Origin of the sequence: Streptomyces sp. NPDC096105 (assembly GCF_044763335.1) — a bacterium.
In the GTDB taxonomy this organism is placed as follows: Bacteria; Actinomycetota; Actinomycetes; order Streptomycetales; family Streptomycetaceae; genus Streptomyces.
The window spans coordinates 328,161-347,657 of sequence record NZ_JBIWGC010000007.1; the positions used below are offsets into that span (position 1 = coordinate 328,161).

A 19,497-nucleotide genomic window follows, 5' to 3' on the forward strand; every position below is an offset into this window, starting at 1 on the left:
GTGCGCGCAGGACTACCCGCTCCACCGTGCGGAGGCCCACCCGCTCGTCCCCGGCCCTCCACGCCCCGGGGCCGGGGCGCACGGCGGGACGACGCGCGCCGTACCATGGGGACGCGAACACGGAGCGCCCGCTCCATGAACGGAACCACTGTGCACGAACCCCCCGCCCCCGCCTCCTGGCGCGTCGCGCTGCCGCACACGACCGCGGCCGTGCCCGTCGCGCGTGCCCTGGTGCGCACCGCGCTGGCCGAGCGGGAGCACTCCGCCGACTGCGACACGGCGGAGCTGCTGACGGCGGAGCTGGTGGCGAACGCCGTGGAGCACACCTCCGGCGCCACCCCGATCGAGCTGGTCCTGCGGCTGCTGCCGAGCGGCTTCCAGGTGGAGGTGCACGACGCGGACCCGGAGCCGCCCGGCGACCTCACCCGCCCCGACCTGGAGCTGCCCGACCCGTGGCAGGAGCACGGGCGCGGGCTGCTGCTGATCCGCACGCTCAGCTCGTCGTGCGGGCACCGCCCCACCGAGTCCGGCAAGGCTGTGTGGTTCCGGCTGCCCGGGCAGCGGCGCCCGGTCTGACGCGGACCCTCAGGCGAGGGTGGCGACCAGGACCGCCTTGATGGTGTGCATGCGGTTCTCGGCCTCGTCGAAGACCAGCGAGTGCGCCGACTCGAACACCTCGTCGGTCACCTCCAGCGACTCCAGGCCGTGCGCCTCGTACACGTCCCGCCCGACCGCGGTGCCCAGGTCGTGGAAGGCCGGCAGGCAGTGCAGGAAGCCGACGTCCGGGTTGCCGGTGGCGCGCAGCACGTCCATGGTCACCGTGTACGGCGCGAGGGCGGCGATCCGCTCGCCCCAGACCTCCCTGGGCTCCCCCATGGACACCCACACGTCGGTGGCGACGAAGTCGGCGCCCGCCACGCCCTCGGCGATCTCCTCGGTGAGGGTGATCCGGGCCCCGCCGACGGCGGCCAGCTCGCGGGCGCGGTCGACGACCTCCTGCGCGGGCCAGTACGTCTTGGGGGCGACGATGCGCACGTCCATGCCCAGCAGGGCCGCGGTGACCAGGTAGGAGTTGCCCATGTTGAAGCGGGCGTCACCGAGGTAGGCGAAGGCGATCTCGGTGAGCGGCTTGTCGCTGTGCTCGGTCATGGTGAGCACGTCGGCGAGCATCTGGGTGGGGTGCCAGTCGTCGGTGAGCCCGTTGTAGACGGGCACGCCCGCGTACGCGGCCAGTTCCTCGACCTTGGCCTGGCTGTCGCCCCGGTACTCGATCCCGTCGTACATCCGGCCCAGCACGCGGGCGGTGTCCTTCACCGACTCCTTGTGGCCCATCTGCGAGCCGGAGGGGTCGAGGTACGTCGTCGAGGCCCCCTGGTCGGCGGCGGCGACCTCGAAGGCGCAGCGGGTGCGGGTCGAGGTCTTCTCGAAGATCAGCGCGATGTTCTTCCCGCGCAGGTACGGCGTCTCGGTCCCGGCCCGCTTGGCGGCCTTCAGTTCCGCGGCCAGCTCCAGCAGGCCGCGGAACTCCTCCGCGGTGAAGTCGGCCTCCTTGAGGAAGTGACGGCCGGCGAGGGGGGTCGGGACTGTCGCCATGGGGCGCTCCAGGACTGGGGGACACGAACCATGGAAGTCTATACGATGAGCCGTAATTCTATACAGCGTCCCTCATACGGCGTCCCGCTCGACCGGGCAGCTCATGCAGCGCGGCCCGCCCCGGCCCCGGCCCAGCTCGCTGCCCGGGATCTCTATCACCTCGATGCCCTGTTTCCGCAGGTGGGTGTTTGTGGTGACGTTCCGCTCGTAGGCGACGACCACGCCCGGCTCGACGGCGAGCACGTTGCAGCCGTCGTCCCACTGCTCCCGTTCGGCCGCGTGCACGTCCTGGGTGGCGGTGAGCACCCGGATCTCGCTCAGGCCGAGCGCGGCGGCGATCGCCCGGTGCATGTGCTCCGGCGGATGGTCGGTGACCTTCAGCTCCTTCTCGTCGACGCCCGGCTCGATGGTGTACGAGCGGAGCATGCCGAGGCCCGCGTACTGGGTGAAGGTGTCGCCGTCGACCATGGTCATCACGGTGTCGAGATGCATCAGGGCGCGTCTCTTCGGCATGTCGAGGGCGACGATGGTGCGCGCCGAGCCCGCCGCGAACAGCTTGTGCGCGAGCATCTCCACGGCCTGCGGGGTGGTCCGCTCGCTCATGCCGATCAGCACCGCGCCGTTGCCGATCACCAGCACGTCCCCGCCCTCGATGGTGGACGGGTAGTCGGCCTGCCCCTCGGACCAGAGGGAGAAGGACGCGTCCCGGAACAGCGGGTGGTGCCGGTAGATCGCCTCGAAGTGCACGGTCTCGCGCTGCCGGGCCGGCCACCGCATGGCGTTGATGGCGACGCCGTCGTAGATCCAGGCGGAGGTGTCGCGGGTGAAGAGGTGGTTGGGCAGCGGGCGGAGCAGGAAGTCGTCCAGCTCCATCACGTGGAAGCGCACGGAGACCGGCTCGGGGTGGGAGTCGAGGAACTCCCGCTTGGTCATCCCGCCGACCAGCGCCTCGGCCAGCTCCCGCGCGGGCAGCGCCTCGAACGCGGCGCGCAGGTGGTCGGTGGCCAGCGGGCCGTACTCCTTCTCGTCGAAGACCCGGTCCAGCACGAGCGCGCGCGCCTCGGGCAGCTCCAGCGTCTCGGTGAGCAGGTCGCCGAAGAGGTGGACGGCGACGCCCCGGTCGCGCAGCACGTCCGCGAAGCCGTCGTGCTCCGCGCGCGCTCGGCGCACCCAGAGCACGTCGTCGAAGAGCAGCGCGTCCTTGTTGCTCGGGGTGAGCCTTTTGAGCTCGAGATCGGGCCGGTGCAGGATGACGCGGCGCAGCCGCCCGACCTCGGAGTCGACGTGGTAGGTCATGCCTTCCATCCTGACCGCCCCGGCCCGGGTTCATCCCTGCCCCGCCGAATCCCGTCCGCCGCGCGCGGGACCGCGGCGGGGGCGGAGGGTCACGCCTCCGCCCCCGCCCGCCTCACAGACGCGGGTCGACCGGCTCCGACTCCAGGGCGAGCACCGCGAACACCGGCTCGTGGACCCGCCACAGCGGCTCCCCGTCCGCGAGCCGGTCCAGGGCCTCCAGGCCGAGGGCGTACTCGCGCAGGGCGAGGGACTGCTTGTGGCCGAGGAAGCGGGACCGCAGCCGCGCCAGGTTCTCCGGGCGGGTGTAATCGGGACCGTAGATGATCCGCAGGTACTCCCGGCCGCGGCACTTGATGCCCGGCTGCACCAGGCGTCCGGCGCCGTCGCGGGCCAGGGCGTCGACCGGCTTGACGACCATGCCCTCGCCGCCGCGTCCGGTCATCTCCAGCCACCAGTCCACACCGGCCCGCACCGACTCGGGGTCGCCGGTGTCGACGTGGAGCCGGCGGGTGGTCCGCAGCAGTCCCGTGGCGTCGTGCTCGACCATGCGGTCGATCAGGGCGAGCTGCCGGTCGTGCGGCAGCGCGGCCAGGCTGCGGCCCTGGACGGCGAGGATCTGGAACGGCGCGAGACGCACGCCGTCCAGCCCGTCGGTGGTCCAGCAGTAGCGGCGGTACGCGTCGGTGAACCCGGCCGCCGCACCGGCGCGCTCGCGCTGGCGGGTCAGCAGCTCCCCCACGTCGACACCGCGCGCCGCGGCCCCCTCCAGCGCCGCGAGCGCGGCCGGGAGGACCGCGCCGGCCGCGGCGCCGACCGCCGCGTACTGGGTGCGCAGCAGCCCGGACGCCTTCAGCGACCACGGCATCAGCTCGGCGTCCAGCAGCAGCCAGTCGCCCGCGCCGGAGGCGCTGTCGGATCCCGCGAGCTCTTCCCACAGCCCGGCCTCGGCGACCGCCGTGCGCAGCCGGCCGAGGATCTCCTCGGTGACGGCCGCGTCGTCGAAGAACGGCCGGCCGGTACGGGTGTACAGCGAGCCCGTCTCACCCCCGGCGGCGCCGAACCGCCGGGCCGCCACATCCGCGTCACGGCACACCAGGGCGACCGCGCGCGACCCCATGTGCTTCTCCTCGCACACCACCCGGGCCACGCCGTCCTGCGCGTAGCGGGCGAAGGCCTCGACCGGGTGCTCCAGGTAGCCGTCGAGCCGGGAGGTGGCGGTGGGCGCCATGGTCGGCGGGAGGTACGGCAGCAGCCGGGGGTCGAGCGCGAACCGGCTCATCACCTCCAGCGCCGCCGCCGCGTTCTCCTCGCGCACGGACACCCGGCCCATGTGCCGGGTCTCCACGACCCGCCGGCCCTGCACGTCCGCCAGGTCCAGCGGGCGTCCCTCGTGCCCGCCGGGCGCCTCGGCGCGCAGCGGCCGGGCCGGCTCGTACCAGACCCGCTCGGCGGGCACGTCCACGAGTTCGCGCTCCGGCCAGCGCAGCGCGGTGAGCCTGCCGCCGAACACCGCGCCGGTGTCCAGGCAGATGGTGTTGTTGAGCCAGGTCGCCTCGGGGACGGGCGTGTGGCCGTAGACGACGGCGGCCCGGCCGCGGTAGTCCTCGGCCCACGGGTAGCGCACGGGCAGCCCGAACTCGTCGGTCTCGCCGGTGGTGTCGCCGTACAGGGCGTGGCTGCGGACCCGGCCGGAGGTGCGGCCGTGGTACTTCTCCGGCAGACCGGCGTGGCAGACCACGAGCCGGCCGCCGTCGAGGACGTAGTGGCTGACCAGGCCGTCGACGAACTCCCGCACCTCGGCGCGGAACTCCTCGCTCTCGCCCGCCATCTGCTCGACGGTCTCGGCGAGCCCGTGGGTGTGCTGGACGTTGCGGCCCTTGAGGTAGCGGCCGAACTTGTTCTCGTGGTTGCCGGGCACGCACAGGGCGTTGCCCGACTTCACCATCGCCATCACACGGCGCAGCACTCCGGGGCTGTCGGGGCCGCGGTCGACGAGGTCGCCGACGAACACGGCGGTGCGGCCCTCCGGGTGGACGCCGTCGGCGTAGCCCAGCTTGCCGAGCAGCGCCTCCAGCTCGGAGGAGCAGCCGTGGACGTCGCCGACGATGTCGAACGGTCCGGTGAGGTGGGTGAGGTCGTTGAACCGCCTCTCGGTGACGACGGTGGCGTGCTCGATCTCCTCCACGCCGCGCAGCACATGCACCTTGCGGAACCCCTCGCGCTCCAGGTGGCGCAGACTGCGCCGGAGTTCGCGGGTGTGGCGGCGGATGACCCGGCGGGGCATGTCGGCGCGGTCGGCGCGGGCCGCGTTGCGCTCGGCGCACACCTCCTCGGGCACGTCCAGGACGACGGCGATGGGCAGCACGTCGTGCCGCTTGGCCAGGTCGATCAGCCGGCGCCGGGCGTCCTGCTGCACGCTGGTGGCGTCGACCACGGTGCGGCGGCCGGCCGCGAGGCGCTTGCCGGCGATGTAGTGCAGCACGTCGAAGGCGTCGCGGGAGGCGCTCTGGTCGTTCTCGTCGTCGGCGACCAGCCCCCGGCAGAAGTCGGAGGAGATGACCTCCGTCGGCTTGAAGTGGCGGCGCGCGAAGGTGGACTTGCCCGAGCCGGAAGCGCCGATCAGCACGACCAGGGACAGGTCGGTGACCGGCAGGGCGCGGCCCTGTGCGGTGGTGGTGTCGGTGGTGGTCATGCGGCCTTCGCCTCCGTCGGGGTGCCGAGCCGGAACACGGCCATCTGGGTGGGCGGGCCGACCTCGGGGTCGTCCGGCCCGACGGGCAGGAACTCCACGTCGTAGCCGTGGCGTCCGGCGACGGTCCGGGCCCAGCCGCGGAACTCCTCGCGGGTCCACTCGAAGCGGTGGTCGCCGTGCCGGACGTGTCCGGCCGGCAGGCTCTCCCAGCGCACGTTGTACTCGGCGTTCGGGGTGGTGACGCACACCGTCCGGGGGCGGGCGGCGCCGAACACCGCGTACTCCAGGGCGGGCAGCCGGGGCGGGTCGAGGTGCTCGACCACCTCGCTGAGCACGGCCGTGTCGTAGCCGGCCAGCCGCCGGTCGGTGTAGGCGAGGGAGCCCTGCAGCAGGGTCACGCGGGACGCCTGCCGCTCCCCCATGCGGTCCAGCTTGAGCCGTCGGGAGGCGAGGGTGAGCGCCCGCATCGACACGTCGACGCCGACGATCTCGGTGAACGCCGGGTCCTTCAGCAGCGCCTGCACCAACTGGCCCTGACCGCAGCCGAGGTCGAGCACCCGGGCCGCGCCGGACGCGCGCAGCACGGCGAGGATCGCCTCGCGGCGCCGCACGGCGAGCGGGGTGGGCCTCTCCTCGTCCTCGGTCTCCGGCTCGACGGCGTTGTCGAGGTCCTCGACCTCGCTGTCGTCCGCCTCGGCCAGCCGGATCAGCTCCAGGCGCTCCTTCGCCTGCCGGGTCAGCGACCAGCGGTGGGACAGGTAGCGGCGGGTGATCAGCTCCCGCTCGGGGTGGCCGGCCAGCCAGCCGTCACCGGCGCGCAGCAGCTTGTCGACCTCGTCGGAGGAGACCCAGTAGTGCTTGGCGTCGTCGAGGACCGGGAGCAGCACGTAGAGGTGGCGCAGGGCCTCGGCGAGGGTGAGGGCCGCGGCCTCCAGGGTCAGGCGCAGGTAGCGCGAGTCGCCCCACTCCGGGAACTCGGTGTCCAGCGGCACGGGCTCCGCGGCGACCGTCCAGCCGAGCGGCTCGAAGAGGCGGCGGACCAGGCCGGCGCCGCCGCGCGCGGGCAGCGCGGGCACCTCGACGCGCAGCGGCAGCGGGGTGCCCGGCAGCTCCGGGCGGGCGGCGCACACGCCGCGCATGGCGGTGGAGAAGACCGAGCCGAGGGCGACGGCGAGCAGCGAGGAGGCCGCGTACGGGCGGTCGTTGACGTACTGCGCGAGGGCGGCGTCAGGCGCGCCGCCGCGGCCCTTGCCCTTGCCGCGCCGGACCAGTGCCACCGCGTCGACCTCCAGCAGCAGCGCCGCCGTGCAGCGTTCGGCGTCCGCCTCGGGGTAGAGGACGTGCGCCGTGCCGTACGACGTGGAGAACGCCTGCGCCTTCTCGGGATGCTTGTGCAACAGATGACCGAGGTCGGTCGCCGGGCGCTGCGCGGAGCCGGTGGCACTGATCGTCAGGAACACGGAGTCACACCTCGAGACACCTTCTGAGCTGCGGGTACACACCGGGATCCCGGTGTCGGCCCAACGTACAGCGAAGGTCTCGCGGTGGTCCCTGGATTTTTCGCGCCGGAGGCGGGGGCGGGGGCGGACGCGGAGCGGGGCCGCCCCGGTGGGGGCGGCCCCGCTCCGGACCGGGTCAGGACAGCTGGGACTGGACCTCGGAGGAGATCAGCTCCAGGTGGTCCAGGTCGGCCAGGTCGAGCACCTGGAGGTAGACGCGGCGGGAGCCGATCTCGGCGTAACGGCCGATCTTGTCGACGACCTCGGCCGGGGAGCCCGCCAGGCCGTTCGCCTTGAGCTCGTCGACCTCGCGGCCGATCGCGGCGGCACGGCGGGCCACCTCCTGGTCGTCGCGGCCGACGCAGACGACGAGGGCGTTGGAGTAGACGAGGTCGCCGGGGTCGCGGCCGGCCTCACGGGCGGCGTTCCGGACGCGGTCGAACTGGGCCGCGGAGTCCTCGACGGACGCGAAGGGGATGTTGAACTCGTCCGCGTAGCGGGCCGCGAGGCGCGGGGTGCGCTTGGCGCCGTGGCCGCCGATCAGCACGGGCACCTTGGACTGGGCGGGCTTGGGCAGCGCGGGCGACTTGGTGAGGTCGTAGTAGGTGCCGTGGAAGTCGAAGGTCTTGCCGGTCTCGGTGGCCCACAGACCGGTGACGATCTCCAGCTGCTCCTCGAGGCGGGCGAACTTCTCCTTGGGGAAGGGGATGCCGTACGCCTTGTGCTCCTCCTCGAACCAGCCCGCGCCGAGGCCCAGTTCGACCCGGCCGCCGGACATCTGGTCGACCTGGGCGACCTGGATGGCGAGCACGCCGGGGAGCCGGAAGGTGCCCGCCGTCATCAGCGTGCCGAGACGGATGCGCTTGGTCTCGCGGGCGAGTCCGGCGAGGGTGATCCAGGCGTCGGTGGGACCGGGCAGGCCGTCCGCGGAGCCCATGCTCAGGTAGTGGTCGGAGCGGAAGAAGGCGTCGAAGCCGAGGTCCTCGGTGGCCTTGGCGACGGTGAGCAAGGTGTCGTAGGTGGCCCCCTGCTGGGGCTCGGTGAAGATGCGAAGATCCATGTCTCCATCCTGCACGCCTTCGGGCGCGGGAGCGCGCGGGGGGCACCGGCGTGCCTCGCCGCACGCCGGTGGGGCGGCCGGTCGTGGCCGGGGGTGAGGAAGATCGCCGGCTCGTTCGGAGCCGGGGCGTCCGGCTCCCGCGCCGGCCGTCGTGCCGGGGCGGGGCGGTGCCGGGGCGGAGGGGCGCACGAGCCGCTGAGCGTCCGGGCGGGGTCGCCGGAGGGGGGTGGGGATCGGCGAGGCGGGTGGGGGCGCGTGTCAGCCGGCCTCCCGCTGCGGTGCCGCCGCCTCCCGCTCCGCCAGCTTGCGGAGCATGTCGCGGACACGGTCCCGCGCCTCGTCCGCCGCGTCGATGGCCTCGACACAGCTCCAGTACGTCGCCTCCTCGTCGGCGGCGCAGGCGATGCCGACCAGGGCGATGCCGACGTCGCCGAGCAGGCCGCCGAGGTGCGTCAGGCACGGGCGGGTGTCCCCCAGCTCGGTGAGCCGGGCCGCGCGCAGTTCACCGGGGTCGAGCGGCGGCCGGTCCAGGACGCCGCAGCCCCGGTCGGCCAGATCGGCCAGTCCCCGGGCCGCGTCACGCAGCCGGGGCGGTCCGGCGAGGGCCAGGCGGCTCCCTATCGCCTGGGCCAGCGCCTGCGCCTGCCACACCTCGGTCAGCAGCTCCGGCACACCGCCGCCGGCGGCCAGGGCCCTTCTGCTCGTCACGATGAGCCGCACAGCGTCCATGCGCTGCCCCCGTCCGTCCGACGCGCTGCCCACGCGTCCGCATCCGCTGAACTCCCTTGTTCACTACCCAGAGTGAAGCTCTGTGAGACAAAAGGCCAGAGGAAGTCCGAAATCTGTGGACACCAATTCGAACCAGGCCGGGTTTTCGAACACGGAGCGTGACAACGGAAGGAGTTACTCCTGGGCGCGCGGCGGAGCGGCGGACCGCTCCGGCCCGGGCGCCGGGAACCTGTGCTCGTTCCGGTCGATCTTCTCGGCCAGGGCGGCCAGCGGATCGACGCCGAGGACCTCGCAGAACTGCAGGAGGTAGGCGAGCACATCGGCCACCTCGTCGGTGACGCGGTGCGCGGTGTCCGGGTCGTCCATCACACGGGCGGACTCCTCCGGGGTCAGCCACTGGAAGATCTCCTGGAGTTCGGCCGCCTCCACGCTCAGCGCGGCGACCAGGTTCTTCGGCGTGTGGTACGGCTGCCAGTCCCGCGCGGCGGCGAACGCGGCGAGGCGGCGCCGGAGCGCGGGCAGGTCGTCGGGCGGCCGGGCCGCGTCGTCGTGCGGATCAGTCACGCCTCAGGTGTACCACGGTCGCCCCGGGCACCCCGGCGGCCCAGGTGGCGTCGCTCAGCGCACCGGCCAGGCGGATGTGCCCGCGCTCGCACATCCGCGCCGCCAGCGCCAGCAGGGCCGCGCGCTGGGCCGGGTCGAGCGACCGGTCCAGGTTGTCGGCGAGGACGGTGAGGCACTGCAGGGCGGCCGGCACCTCGCCCGGCACGTCGGCCTCCAGCACGCCGGGTCCGGTGAGCAGCACCAGCGCGAGGGCGATGTAGCGCAGTTCGCCGTCGCCGAGCCGCCGCAGCTCGGTGCGGACGCCGTCGCCCCGGCCCAGCACGGCGCGCACCAGGCGGCCGGCGTCGCACGGCTCGGCGAGGAGGTCGGCGACGGGTCCGGCGCAGCCGACGCGTACCGCGTCCACCAGGAGCGCGTGACGGCGGGTGCATTCGGAGCGGGTGCGCCCCAGCACGTCGGGGAGGTTGTCGCAGCCGCCGAGCAGCCGGCCGGTGCCCGCCGGGACGGGGTCGCGCATCCGCTCGGGGCGGGGGTCGCAGGGGAAGACGGAGCGCAGCGCCACCAGCATCTGCTCGGCCGCGGCCAGCACCCGGAGCTGACCCGCGGTCGTACCGGCCACGCGCAGCGGCAGCAGCGCGGTGCCGAGGCGGTCGTCGGGGAGGGGCGCGCGGGTGACGGCGGTGGCGCCCGCCGTGTGCCAGGCGGCCTGCACGGCGCGCCGGCGGGGGTCGCGCAGCGCGGTCTCCAGCAGGACCAGGCCGCCCGCGGACAACCGCTCCCCCACGATGCGCAGTTCGGGTTCCGCCTGGACGGCGACCTCCAGGCGGACCGGTCCTTCGGGCCCGTCGGCGGTGCAGCCGATGCGGAAGCCGCGGCGGCGCTGGGCGTCGGGCCGGGCCCGCTCCGGGACGCAGGCCGACGGGTCCGGGAACACCTCGCCCAGTCCGGCCCCGCCGCCGAGCCGGGCGAGCGCCTCGTACGCGCGCAGCACGGTGGTCTTGCCGCTGCCGCTGGACCCGGCGAACAGCGTGAGGTCGCCCAGGCGGAACGTGGTGCCGCGGTGCCCGGCGAAGGCGGAGAGCAGCAGCTCGGTGACCCGCGGCAGCCCGGACCGCCGCGCCCGCACGGCGTCCACGGGAGCGCGCGTGAGCGGTTCGGCGGACTGCGGGGGCGTGGTCGCGACCGGCTGGGGCGGGGGCGGCGGGGTCATGCGCCGGACGCTAAACGCTCCCCGCCCCGCCGAACCGTTCCGCCACCGGTCCCTTCCCGCGAACGGACGGCACACGTCCGTCGCGCGCCCCGCGCCCTCGCGCCGCACGCGCCCCGCACCGGGCGCACACCCCGCGCGCCCTACGCCCCCGGCGCCCCCACGCCCTCCATCAACCCCGTGACCTCCATGCCCTCCGGCGTGAGGAGGAAGACGTTGCGGTCCACGCGGTGCATTCCGCTGGCGAGGCCGAAGACGACGCCCGTGCTGAAGTCGAGGACGCGCTTGGCGACGTCCGGTTCCGCGCTGGTCAGGTCCAGCAGGACGGGTATGCCGGACATCAGGGTCTCGGCGACCTCGCGGGCGTCCGCGAAGACGTTCACGCGGAGGACGACGAAGCGGCGCCGTGCCTCCGTGCGGGCCTCCGGCCTGGCGCGGTGGCCGACCGAGGACGGCCACGCGTCGCGGCCTCGCAGCGGCACGACCTGGGCGAGCCCCTCCCACTGTTCGTCGGTGACATCGTGGCTGCTCACCGGCATGCTCCGTCCCCTGTCGCGCTGGCTGTCTGCATCAGCCAATTCTTACCCATGGTCACCCGTTCGGCCCAATAACGACACGCTCCGCCATCGTTCGTCCCGCAACAACCCGGTGCCGGGGGGACGTTGACCTTGCCGCCGAAGACGGTTTGCATGGACGCATGGCTGGTGAGACGGACGGCGGGACGGGCCCGGTGCTGGCTTTCGGGACCCAGGAGGACTGGGAGGCGTGGCTGGAGGAACATCAAGGCGACGCCCGGGGCGTATGGCTGAAGATCCCGCGGAAGGGATCGGGGCTCCCCGGCATCGACTACGCCACCGCCCTGGAGTCCGCCCTCTGCTTCGGCTGGATCGACGGGCACAAGAAGAGCCTGGACGAGACGCACTGGATCCAGCGCTTCACCCCGCGCCGCCCGCGCAGCAGGTGGTCCGCCGTCAACCGGCAGAAGGCGCTCGACCTGATCGAGCAGGGCCGCATGCGGCCGGCCGGTCTGCGGGAGGTGGAGAAGGCGCGGGCGGACGGCCGCTGGGAGGCCGCCTACGCGAGTCAGCGCACCGCGACCGTCCCCGACGACCTGCGTGCCGCCCTGGCCGCGGCGCCCGCCGCGGCCAGGGAGTTCTTCGAGGCGCTGGACAGCCGCAACCGTTACGCGATCCTGCACCGGATCGAGGAGGCGAAGCGGGCGCGGACGCGGGCGGCGCGGATCGAGAAGTTCGTGGCCATGCTGGCCGAGGGGGAGAAGCTGTACCCGTGAGGACCCAGGGGTGTCCGCCCCCTCCGCCCCTTCCCGTCCCGGCCCCGGGGCTCCGCCCCGGACCCCGCTCCTCGGACGCCGGAGGGGCTGTGTGCAGCCCGTCCGGCGTCCGAGGACGAGACCGGCCCTGGCCGGCAGGGGGCCCGGGGGCGCGGCCCCCCGGGGGACGGTCAGCCCGCCAGGACCGCCTCCGCCGCGGCCACCCCGCAGACGCGGGCCGCCCCATGGGTGGCGATGTGCAGGGCGCCGCGCGGCGCGGACTGCGGTACGCCCATCTCCACGACCACGGTGTCCGGCCCGGCGACGATCAGCGTGTCCAGGGCCGCGCCCATCCACGGGTGCCGGTGCTCGTCGCGGACCACGGCGACGACCCGCCGGCCGTTCGCCGCGCGGAGCGCCTCGGCGCCGGCGTCGGGGCCGCTGAAGTGGCCGGTGACGGTGCCCGGGAGCAGCCGCTCCAGCTCCGCGCCGACGCCCCACGGGGTCTCGTCGCCCACCGCGATGTTCGGGGCGGGGCTGAACGTGGCGACGTAGACGGGCGCGGTGACCGGGGCGGAGCCGGCGGCGCGGGTGACGGTCACCGCGCGGCGGGCGGCGGTCAGCCCGATCTCCGGCGCGGGGTCGTCGGCGGCGTCGGGCGCGCGCCGCACGCCGGTCGTCCACGCGGCCAGCGACCTGACCCGGGCGGCGGCGTCGGCGAGCCGCTCCTCGGGCAGTTCGCCGGAGCGGACGGCGGCGACCAGGGCGTCCTGGAGCCGCTGCACCGTGCCCTCGTCGCTGAGTCCGCCGCCCACGCAGATCGCGTCGGCGCCGGCCGCGATGGCCAGCACGGCCCCGTGTTCGAGGCCGTAGGTGCCGGCGACGGCGCCCATCTCCATGCCGTCGGTGACGATGAGGCCGTCGTAGCCGAGTTCGTCGCGCAGCAGGCCGGTGAGGATGCGCGGGGAGAGGGTGGCGGGGAGGTCGGGGTCGAGCACGGGCACCCGGATGTGGGCGGTCATGACGGCGCGGGTGCCGGCCTCGATGGCGGCGCGGAACGGCCGTAGTTCACGCTCGTGCAGCGTGGCGGGGTCCAGGTCGATCTGCGGGAGCGCGTGGTGGGAGTCGACGCTGGTGTCGCCGTGGCCGGGGAAGTGCTTGGTGCAGGCGGCGACGCCGGTGGACTGCAGGCCCTCGACGTAGGCGGCGGTGTGCCGGGCGACCAGGGCCGGCTCGTGGCCGAAGGAGCGGACGCCGATCACCGGGTTGTCGGGGTTGGCGTTGACGTCGGCCGAGGGCGCCCAGTTGAGGTTGACGCCGCACGCGGCGAGCCGGCGGCCCAGTTCGCGGGCCACCCGCCGGGTGAGGGCGGGGTCGTCGACGGCGCCGAGGGCGTGGTTGCCGGGGAACGAGGAGCCGGTGCGGACCTCGAGGCGGGTGACGTCGCCGGCCTCCTCGTCGATGGCCACCAGCAGGTCGTCCCGTTCGGCCCGCAGCTGGGCGGTGAGGGCGGTGACCTGCTCGGGGTCGGCGACGTTGCGGCCGAACAGGGCGACGGAGACCAGGCCCTCGGCCAGCCTGCGCCGGACCCAGTCGGGCGCGGTGGTGCCGGTGAACCCCGGCTGCAGCACGGCGAGCGCGTCCCGGGTGAGGGTGCGGGCACCGGTGGTGATGGTCGTCATCAGGTCGCGTTATCCCTTCACGGCGCCCGCGGTGAGACCGCTGACGGCCCGGCGCTGCAGGAAGACGAAGAGGATCAGGATCGGGACGGCGAACAGGGAGGAGGCGGCCATGGTCGCGCCCCAGTCGTCGCCGAACTGGGTCTGGAAGCTGGACAGCCACAGCGGCAGGGTCTGCGCGCCGCCGGACTCCTTGCTGAGCACCAGGACGAGCGGGAACTCGTTCCAGGCGGTGATGAAGCCGAACATGGAGGTGGACATCAGACCCGGCGCGAGCAGCGGCAGGATGACCCGGCGGAAGGCCTGGGCGCGGGTGCAGCCGTCGACCATCGCCGACTCCTCCAGCTCCTTCGGCACGGCGGCGACGAAGCCGCGCAGCGTCAGGATGGTGAAGGGCAGGATCATCATCATGTAGAACGCGGTCAGCGGCACCAGGCTGTTCAGCATGGAGGCGTCGCGCACGATCATGTAGATCGCGATGACCATGACCTCCCAGGGCGCCATCTGGGCGAGCATGAAGCCCACGATGAAGCCGCGCCGTCCCCTGAACCGCATGCGGGCCAGGGCGAAGGAGCCGGCCAGCGCGATGATCAGCGAGAACAGCACGGCCAGACAGGTGACGGTCAGCGAGTTGCGGACGAACGTCCAGAAGTGGTCGGCGTCCGTGGCGGTCCCGAAGTGCTCGAACGTGATGTCCGTGGGGAACCACACCGGGTTCTCCGCGATGATGTCGCCGGTCGGCTTCAGCGCCGTGGCGAACATCCAGTAGACGGGGAAGAGGCAGGCGGTGAACACGACGAGGGCCGTGGCGTTGGGCCAGACGCGGCCGAAGAGCGAGCGCTTCACAGCTCGTCCTCCTCTTGCTTGAGCACGATCCTGAGGTAGTACGCGGTCAGGCCGAGCATGATCAGGATGGTCAGCACCGCGATCGCCGCGCCCATGCCGTAGTGCTGGTTGCCGACGCCCTCGATGTAGGCGTAGACGGGCAGGATCTCGGTCAGCCGGTCGGGGCCGCCGCCGTTGAAGGTGAAGACCTGGACGAACGCCTTGAAGATCCAGATGATCTCCAGGAACGTCGTGGCGTAGAGGAACGGCCGCAGGAACGGCAGGGTGACGGTGGTGAAGCTGCGCCAGGCGCCGGCGCCGTCGAGCGCGGCGGCCTCGTACAGCTCGTTCGGGATGGTGGTGGTCGCCGCGTAGAGGTTGATCGCGACGAACGGCACGGACATCCAGACGATGAGCAGGGTGACGACGAAGAACGTCGACATCTGGCTGCTGGTCCAGCTGTAGTCGGCCATGGAGTGCCAGCCGAGCTTGTCCAGGACCCAGTTGACGACGCCGAAGCGCTGCGCGAACAGCCACTGGTAGACGGTGGTGGCGGCCACCACGGGCATGGCCCAGGCCAGCACCAGGCCGATCATCAGGGTGAACCGCATGCGCTTGCCGAGGCGGGCGAGCAGCAGACCGACCAGGGCGCCCAGCAGCATGGTGAGGGCGACGTTGACGGCCGTGAACAGGATGGAGCGGAGGGTGACCCGCCAGAAGTCCTCCCCGGTGAGGACCTCCTTGTAGTTGTCGATGCCGTTCCACTCGGTGACGTGCTGGATCAGCTGCGCCATGTTGAGGTTCTGGAACGACAGCAGCAGGTCCTTCAGCAGCGGCCAGCCGAGCAGCAGCACGGTGGCCGCGCAGGCGGGCAGCAGCAGGAGGTACGGGGCGAGCGCGCCGGCCCGCGACGCGGCTCTCGGTTGAGGAGCGCCGGGCGCGGTGTCACCCGGCTTGCGGACGTCCACCGGGCCGGAGGGCGGCCGTTCGGTCTGCACGGTCATGCTCGCGATCTCTCTTCTCGGCGTGCTCAACGCGGGGCGGGGACCGCCTGGCCGGCCGGTCCCCGCTCCGGTCGGAGCGCGTGCGCTGTTACTGCTGCTGCGCCAGGCGCTTGTTGAACTCGCCCTCGACCTGCTTCGCGGCGGCGGCCGGGGACTTGCCGTTCAGGACGGCGGTCAGGTACGTCTTGATCGGGTTGGGGTCGTTCTCGACGGCGGCCCACTCGGGGATCAGCGGCGTGGTGCCGCCGACGGCGGCGGCCGGCGCGGCGGCCTCGGCGGGGGCGTTGCCCTTGAGGTTGCTCTGCAGCGACTCCTTGTTGGGGATGACGCCGTTGAGCTTGGCGAGCCGGCCCTCGTACTTGTCGGAGAGGGCGAGCCTCAGGAACTCCTTGGCGAGCTCCTGCTTCTGGCTGCCCGCGGCGACGGCGAGGTTGGAGCCGCCGAGGAAGACGCCCTCGGGCTTGCCGGCGGTGGCGCCGGGGATGGTGAAGTAGCCGATCTGCTTCTCGATGGCCGGGTTGGCCTCGATCGCGATGCCGGCCTCCCAGCCCATGCCGATGAAGGCGCCGACGTTGCCCTTGGCGAAGACCTCGCCCTGCTGCGGGGTGGCCTCGTCCTTGTCCTTGGGGGCCTTGGACAGGGCCTGGAACTTCTTGTAGGTCTCGGTGGCCGCGGCGACCTTGGGGTCGTCGAGGTTGGAGACGTACGTGTCGCCGTCCTTCTTGACCAGTTCGCCGCCCTCGCCGATGACCAGGCCGACGAAGTGGTACCAGTTCTGGCCGGGCAGGTAGATCGGCTCGGCGTCGGTCTTCTCACCGATGGTCTTGAGGGCGGCGTAGAACTCGTCGCGGGTCTTGGGGGTGTCCTTGAGGCCGGCGTCGGCCCAGACCTTCTTGTTGTAGAGGACGACGCGGTTGGCGAAGTACCAGGGGGCGGCGTACTGCTTGCCCTCGTAGACGGAGGACTCGTTGAGGGACTCGGTCCAGTCGGCGCCGATCTCCTCCTTGAGGTCGCCGAGGTCGGCGAGGCCGCCGGTCTTGGCGTAGGCGGGGGTCTGGGTGTTGCCGATCTCGAAGACGTCCGGAGGGTTCTCCTCGGAGAGGGCGGTGGTCAGCTTCTGCTGGATGCCGTTCCACTGCTGGACCTCGAACTTGATCTTCGCCTTGGTCTTCTTCTCGAACTCGGCGGCGAGGTCCTTCTGCCACTGGTCCGGTGAGGAGCCGTCCATGACCCACACGGTGAGCGTCTGCCCGGCGTAGCCGTCCGCGCCGGCCTTCTTGCCGCTGTCACCGCCGTCGTCGCCCCCGCACGCGGCGACCGAGAACAACATGCCCGCGACCCCGATCGCGGCTATCAGCTTGCGCTTCACGCGCCACCCCTCCTCAGGAATGCCTTGCACACCCACGCCCTCGCGGTGACCCTGACAACGGCGCAACAGCTCGGCGGGCTGGGACCCGGCTTCCGCTAAATGGTTTAGACCAGCAAGGGGAGCTTGGCCTAGACCTATGGTCGTGTCAAGGGTTGTCCGACTCACGGCTGGGTAACGGCAACGGCCCCTGGGCGAGGCGGAGATGTCCGCCCAAAGAGGGACGGGACGCAGGGTTGGACTAGACCAAAGTGAGAGCGCGCCGTTATAACGGGATCGCCGAGCGTGCGGCGCCGATCCCGGCGGTCCGCCGACGTGCACCGCGGCCGGCCGCTGCCGTCCGCGCGCCGGACACCGCAGCCGGAAGGCGGATATGAGCACGGACGTCAGCAGCGCCCAGCCCGGCACGGGGGCGCCGGGCCGCCGGCGGCGGGTGCCGAAGTACTACCTCATCAAGCAGCGGCTGCTGCAGATGACCGACGAGCGCGCACCGGGCTCCCCGATGCCGGCCGAGCGGATGCTCGCCGTCGAGTTCGGCACGTCCCGCACCACGATCCGCAAGGCGCTGCTGGAGCTGGTCAGCGAGGGGCGGCTCGACCGCTTCCAGGGCAAGGGCACGTTCGTGGCCCGCCCGAAGGTGTACCGGACACTCCAACTCACCTCGTACACCGAGGACATGAGGGCGCAGGGCCTCAGCCCCGCCTCCCGGATCCTGGACATCGGCCACGTCCCGGCCGACGCGGAGCTGGCGGCGCTGCTGGAGGTGGAGCCGGAGGACCGGGTGCTGCGCATCGAGCGGCTGCGGCTGGCCGGGGGCGAGCCGATGGCGATCGAGGCGACCCATCTCTCCGCCCGCCGCTTCCCCGGCCTGCGCCGCAACCTCTCCCGCTGCACCTCCCTCTACACCACCCTCGCCGAGGTGTACGGGGTCCGTCCGGCGGAGGCCGACGAGACCATCGAGACCTCCCCGGCGACCCCGCGCGAGGCGAGTCTGCTGGGCACGGACGTGGGCCTGCCGATGCTGCTGCTGTCCCGCCACTCACGGGACGAGAACGGGACGCCGGTGGAGTGGGTGCGGTCGGTGTACCGGGGGTCCCGCTACAAGTTCACGGCCCTCCTGACGCGTCCGGCGCCCTGACGGGCGGGCCGGGCGGGCGGTCGGTGTAGGTCCACGACGGTCGGCCCCCGGAGGCGGCCCGAGGCCGGCGCCCGGCAGACCTCCCGCACACGTCCGCGCCCGATGTGGCGCACACCTGACCGGACGGCACCGGGAGCCGTGCTCAGTCGGCACCTTCCCGGTCGGTGTCGGTCGCGGCCAGCACGGCGACCCGGGTACGGGTGGGATCGAGCACGGCGAAGGCCACATCGGCCGTGTCATGGTGGAACCAGGGCGTGAAGGCCATGAAGCGCACCCACCGGTGATCGGCGGTGACCCTCACCGCTGTCAGGAGGGGCACGTCGGCGGAGAGCCCCATCAGGGCGTACAGGCTGTCCCAGGCATACAGCCGCGCGTAGGCGCCGCCCTGGCCCTGTCCACCGACCCCGCCGTAATAGCCCGCGGAAAACAACTCGTTGAGCACATCGTCGGGAGTCGTCGCACAGGCGAGCGCGGCGCCCCGGCGCCTGCCCGCGTCCGCCCTCAGGCAGTCCAGGGAAAGCTGCTCCAGGAAGGACATGCCGAAGTCGCCGGGATCGAGCGGCTCGGGCAACGAGAAGAACCGCACCTCGGGCGTACGCGCCCACCCACCGGCGGTGAACGGCCGCGCGGCCGCCTCGGTCCGCCCTCCGTCGGATACGCGGACGGCCACGCGCCCGGCGACCGCGCCTCTCTCGCTCAGCGGGATTTCCGGGAAACGGGACCGGAGTTGCTGCGAGGTCTTGACCGTCCCCAGCCCTCGCACCCTCACCATGAACCGGTGCTCGATGTCGAGCCGGATCTCGGGCAACCAGGCCAGCGGGTGTTCCAGTTCGCGCAGCCTCTCGGCGTACGCGCGCAGACGACTCCGGCCGGGGCCCACTCCGGCCGACGCGCCCAACAGCGCGAGTTCCCCGAGGAGGCAAGCCCGCGTCTCGGCCCCAGGATCGTGGAGCGCCTCCGGCAACTCCTCGAAGAAGGACTCGAGGTTTCGGAAAGGCTGCGCTTTCGCCAACCTCGCGGCCACAGAGCGCCGTATCCGGTCACGTTCATCACTGGCCGCGACCTCCGGGGGCAACAGCCGATCCACGATGTCCACCGCATAGGCGGCACAGCCCCGCGAGCGCGTGTCGGCGAGAACCTCGGCGATCCGCCCGATGGTGCGCACCGTCGGCCTTCCGCTGATTCCCTCACCGGACGCTCCACGGCACAACCGCTCGACCGCCGCGAGCAGCTCCTCCGGCCGCTGCCTGGCCAGACGCTCCAGCTCCTCCGGGCCCGTCTCTTCCCATCGCCGCCGTTCGGAGGCGCCGTCACCAGGTGTCACTTGGTCGTGGCTCACCTCATGAGTCTACGAGGATGAGATCAAGTAACTTTGCTCAGGCACACGTGCCACGGGCGAGGCGTCGCAACGGGGGAAATCATGGGTCACCGGCCGAGTGATTGGCATGTCCTTGATCTGGACAAGGACCCGACTCCCGGTGACCCGGAGCGGGTGCGCAGGCTGGCGAAGTTCCTGCACGACTTCGCCGACGACGTCTCCGAGGCGCTGCGTCTGGTCAAGGGGATGGCTGGTGA

General features: G+C 72.7%; 17 protein-coding genes. 3 read left to right on the plus strand and 14 right to left on the minus strand.

The genetic code is table 11. The features are described from left to right. The first annotated feature begins 135 nt into the window (after nt 1–135). Nucleotides 136–576, plus strand: a complete 441-nt coding sequence (locus tag ACIQ8B_RS15020; RefSeq protein WP_198602430.1) for an ATP-binding protein — start codon at nt 136–138, stop codon at nt 574–576. Between the two features lie 9 nt (nt 577–585). On the opposite strand, the gene argF is transcribed toward ACIQ8B_RS15020, so the two are convergent. The 9 genes from argF to ACIQ8B_RS15065 all read right to left on the minus strand — a co-directional run bounded on the left by argF (nt 586) and on the right by ACIQ8B_RS15065 (nt 11,179). After that, a complete protein-coding gene (gene argF, locus ACIQ8B_RS15025) occupies nt 586–1,593 on the minus strand; it encodes an ornithine carbamoyltransferase (protein WP_403547071.1) in 1,008 nt (335 codons plus the stop codon). Nucleotides 1,594–1,665: 72 nt separating this feature from the next. After that, nucleotides 1,666–2,889: an arginine deiminase gene (locus tag ACIQ8B_RS15030; protein WP_290003941.1), complete on the minus strand. Its 1,224-nt coding sequence runs from the start codon at nt 2,887–2,889 to the stop codon at nt 1,666–1,668. Between the two features lie 112 nt (nt 2,890–3,001). Then, nucleotides 3,002–5,581 (minus strand): polynucleotide kinase-phosphatase, encoded by a 2,580-nt coding sequence (locus ACIQ8B_RS15035; protein WP_403547073.1) that lies wholly within the window; start codon nt 5,579–5,581, stop codon nt 3,002–3,004. Continuing rightward, complete coding sequence (locus ACIQ8B_RS15040; RefSeq protein ID WP_403547075.1) at nt 5,578–7,041, minus strand: 3' terminal RNA ribose 2'-O-methyltransferase Hen1; 1,464 nt, start codon at nt 7,039–7,041, stop codon at nt 5,578–5,580. Before ACIQ8B_RS15040 ends, ACIQ8B_RS15035 begins: the two co-directional genes overlap by 4 nt. Nucleotides 7,042–7,216: 175 nt before the next feature. Then, nucleotides 7,217–8,140 carry an LLM class F420-dependent oxidoreductase gene (locus ACIQ8B_RS15045; RefSeq protein WP_365419371.1) on the minus strand — a complete coding sequence of 308 codons (924 nt, stop codon included), beginning with the start codon at nt 8,138–8,140 and terminating at the stop codon, nt 7,217–7,219. A gap of 258 nt (nt 8,141–8,398) precedes the next feature. Next, nucleotides 8,399–8,869, minus strand: a complete 471-nt coding sequence (locus ACIQ8B_RS15050; protein ID WP_403547077.1) for a DUF6099 family protein — start codon at nt 8,867–8,869, stop codon at nt 8,399–8,401. Nucleotides 8,870–9,043: 174 nt separating this feature from the next. Continuing rightward, entirely contained in the window at nt 9,044–9,433 is a 390-nt protein-coding gene (locus ACIQ8B_RS15055) for a nucleotide pyrophosphohydrolase (protein ID WP_403547079.1), read from the minus strand. Then, nucleotides 9,426–10,643 (minus strand): ATP-binding protein, encoded by a 1,218-nt coding sequence (locus ACIQ8B_RS15060; protein WP_403547081.1) that lies wholly within the window; start codon nt 10,641–10,643, stop codon nt 9,426–9,428. Before ACIQ8B_RS15060 ends, ACIQ8B_RS15055 begins: the two co-directional genes overlap by 8 nt. Before the next feature lie 140 nt (nt 10,644–10,783). Further along, nucleotides 10,784–11,179: a cell division protein SepF gene (locus ACIQ8B_RS15065; protein ID WP_403547083.1), complete on the minus strand. Its 396-nt coding sequence runs from the start codon at nt 11,177–11,179 to the stop codon at nt 10,784–10,786. A gap of 158 nt (nt 11,180–11,337) precedes the next feature. Between ACIQ8B_RS15065 and ACIQ8B_RS15070 the strand changes: the two genes are divergently transcribed. Continuing rightward, on the plus strand, nt 11,338–11,931 hold the full coding sequence (locus ACIQ8B_RS15070; RefSeq protein ID WP_403547085.1) for a YdeI family protein: 594 nt from the start codon (nt 11,338–11,340) through the stop codon (nt 11,929–11,931). A 170-nt stretch (nt 11,932–12,101) separates the two neighbouring features. Here the strand turns inward: ACIQ8B_RS15070 and ACIQ8B_RS15075 are convergent, their stop codons facing one another. The 4 genes from ACIQ8B_RS15075 to ACIQ8B_RS15090 form a co-directional block, all read right to left on the minus strand. Next, entirely contained in the window at nt 12,102–13,592 is a 1,491-nt protein-coding gene (locus ACIQ8B_RS15075) for a glycoside hydrolase family 3 protein (RefSeq protein ID WP_290003955.1), read from the minus strand. A gap of 9 nt (nt 13,593–13,601) precedes the next feature. Beyond that, nucleotides 13,602–14,435: a carbohydrate ABC transporter permease gene (locus ACIQ8B_RS15080; protein WP_106411997.1), complete on the minus strand. Its 834-nt coding sequence runs from the start codon at nt 14,433–14,435 to the stop codon at nt 13,602–13,604. Beyond that, the gene (locus tag ACIQ8B_RS15085) at nt 14,432–15,418 is read right to left on the minus strand and encodes a carbohydrate ABC transporter permease (protein WP_106411998.1); all 987 of its coding nucleotides are present in this window, start codon (nt 15,416–15,418) and stop codon (nt 14,432–14,434) included. The genes ACIQ8B_RS15080 and ACIQ8B_RS15085 overlap by 4 nt, the downstream gene beginning before the upstream one ends. A gap of 88 nt (nt 15,419–15,506) precedes the next feature. Continuing rightward, complete coding sequence (locus tag ACIQ8B_RS15090) at nt 15,507–16,787, minus strand: extracellular solute-binding protein (RefSeq protein ID WP_403547087.1); 1,281 nt, start codon at nt 16,785–16,787, stop codon at nt 15,507–15,509. A 370-nt stretch (nt 16,788–17,157) separates the two neighbouring features. Between ACIQ8B_RS15090 and ACIQ8B_RS15095 the strand changes: the two genes are divergently transcribed. Next, nucleotides 17,158–17,922 carry a GntR family transcriptional regulator gene (locus ACIQ8B_RS15095; RefSeq protein WP_403547089.1) on the plus strand — a complete coding sequence of 255 codons (765 nt, stop codon included), beginning with the start codon at nt 17,158–17,160 and terminating at the stop codon, nt 17,920–17,922. 142 nt (nt 17,923–18,064) lie between these two features. On the opposite strand, the gene ACIQ8B_RS15100 is transcribed toward ACIQ8B_RS15095, so the two are convergent. Further along, nucleotides 18,065–19,261: a DUF6183 family protein gene (locus ACIQ8B_RS15100; RefSeq protein WP_403547091.1), complete on the minus strand. Its 1,197-nt coding sequence runs from the start codon at nt 19,259–19,261 to the stop codon at nt 18,065–18,067. Nucleotides 19,262–19,497 lie beyond the last annotated feature (236 nt).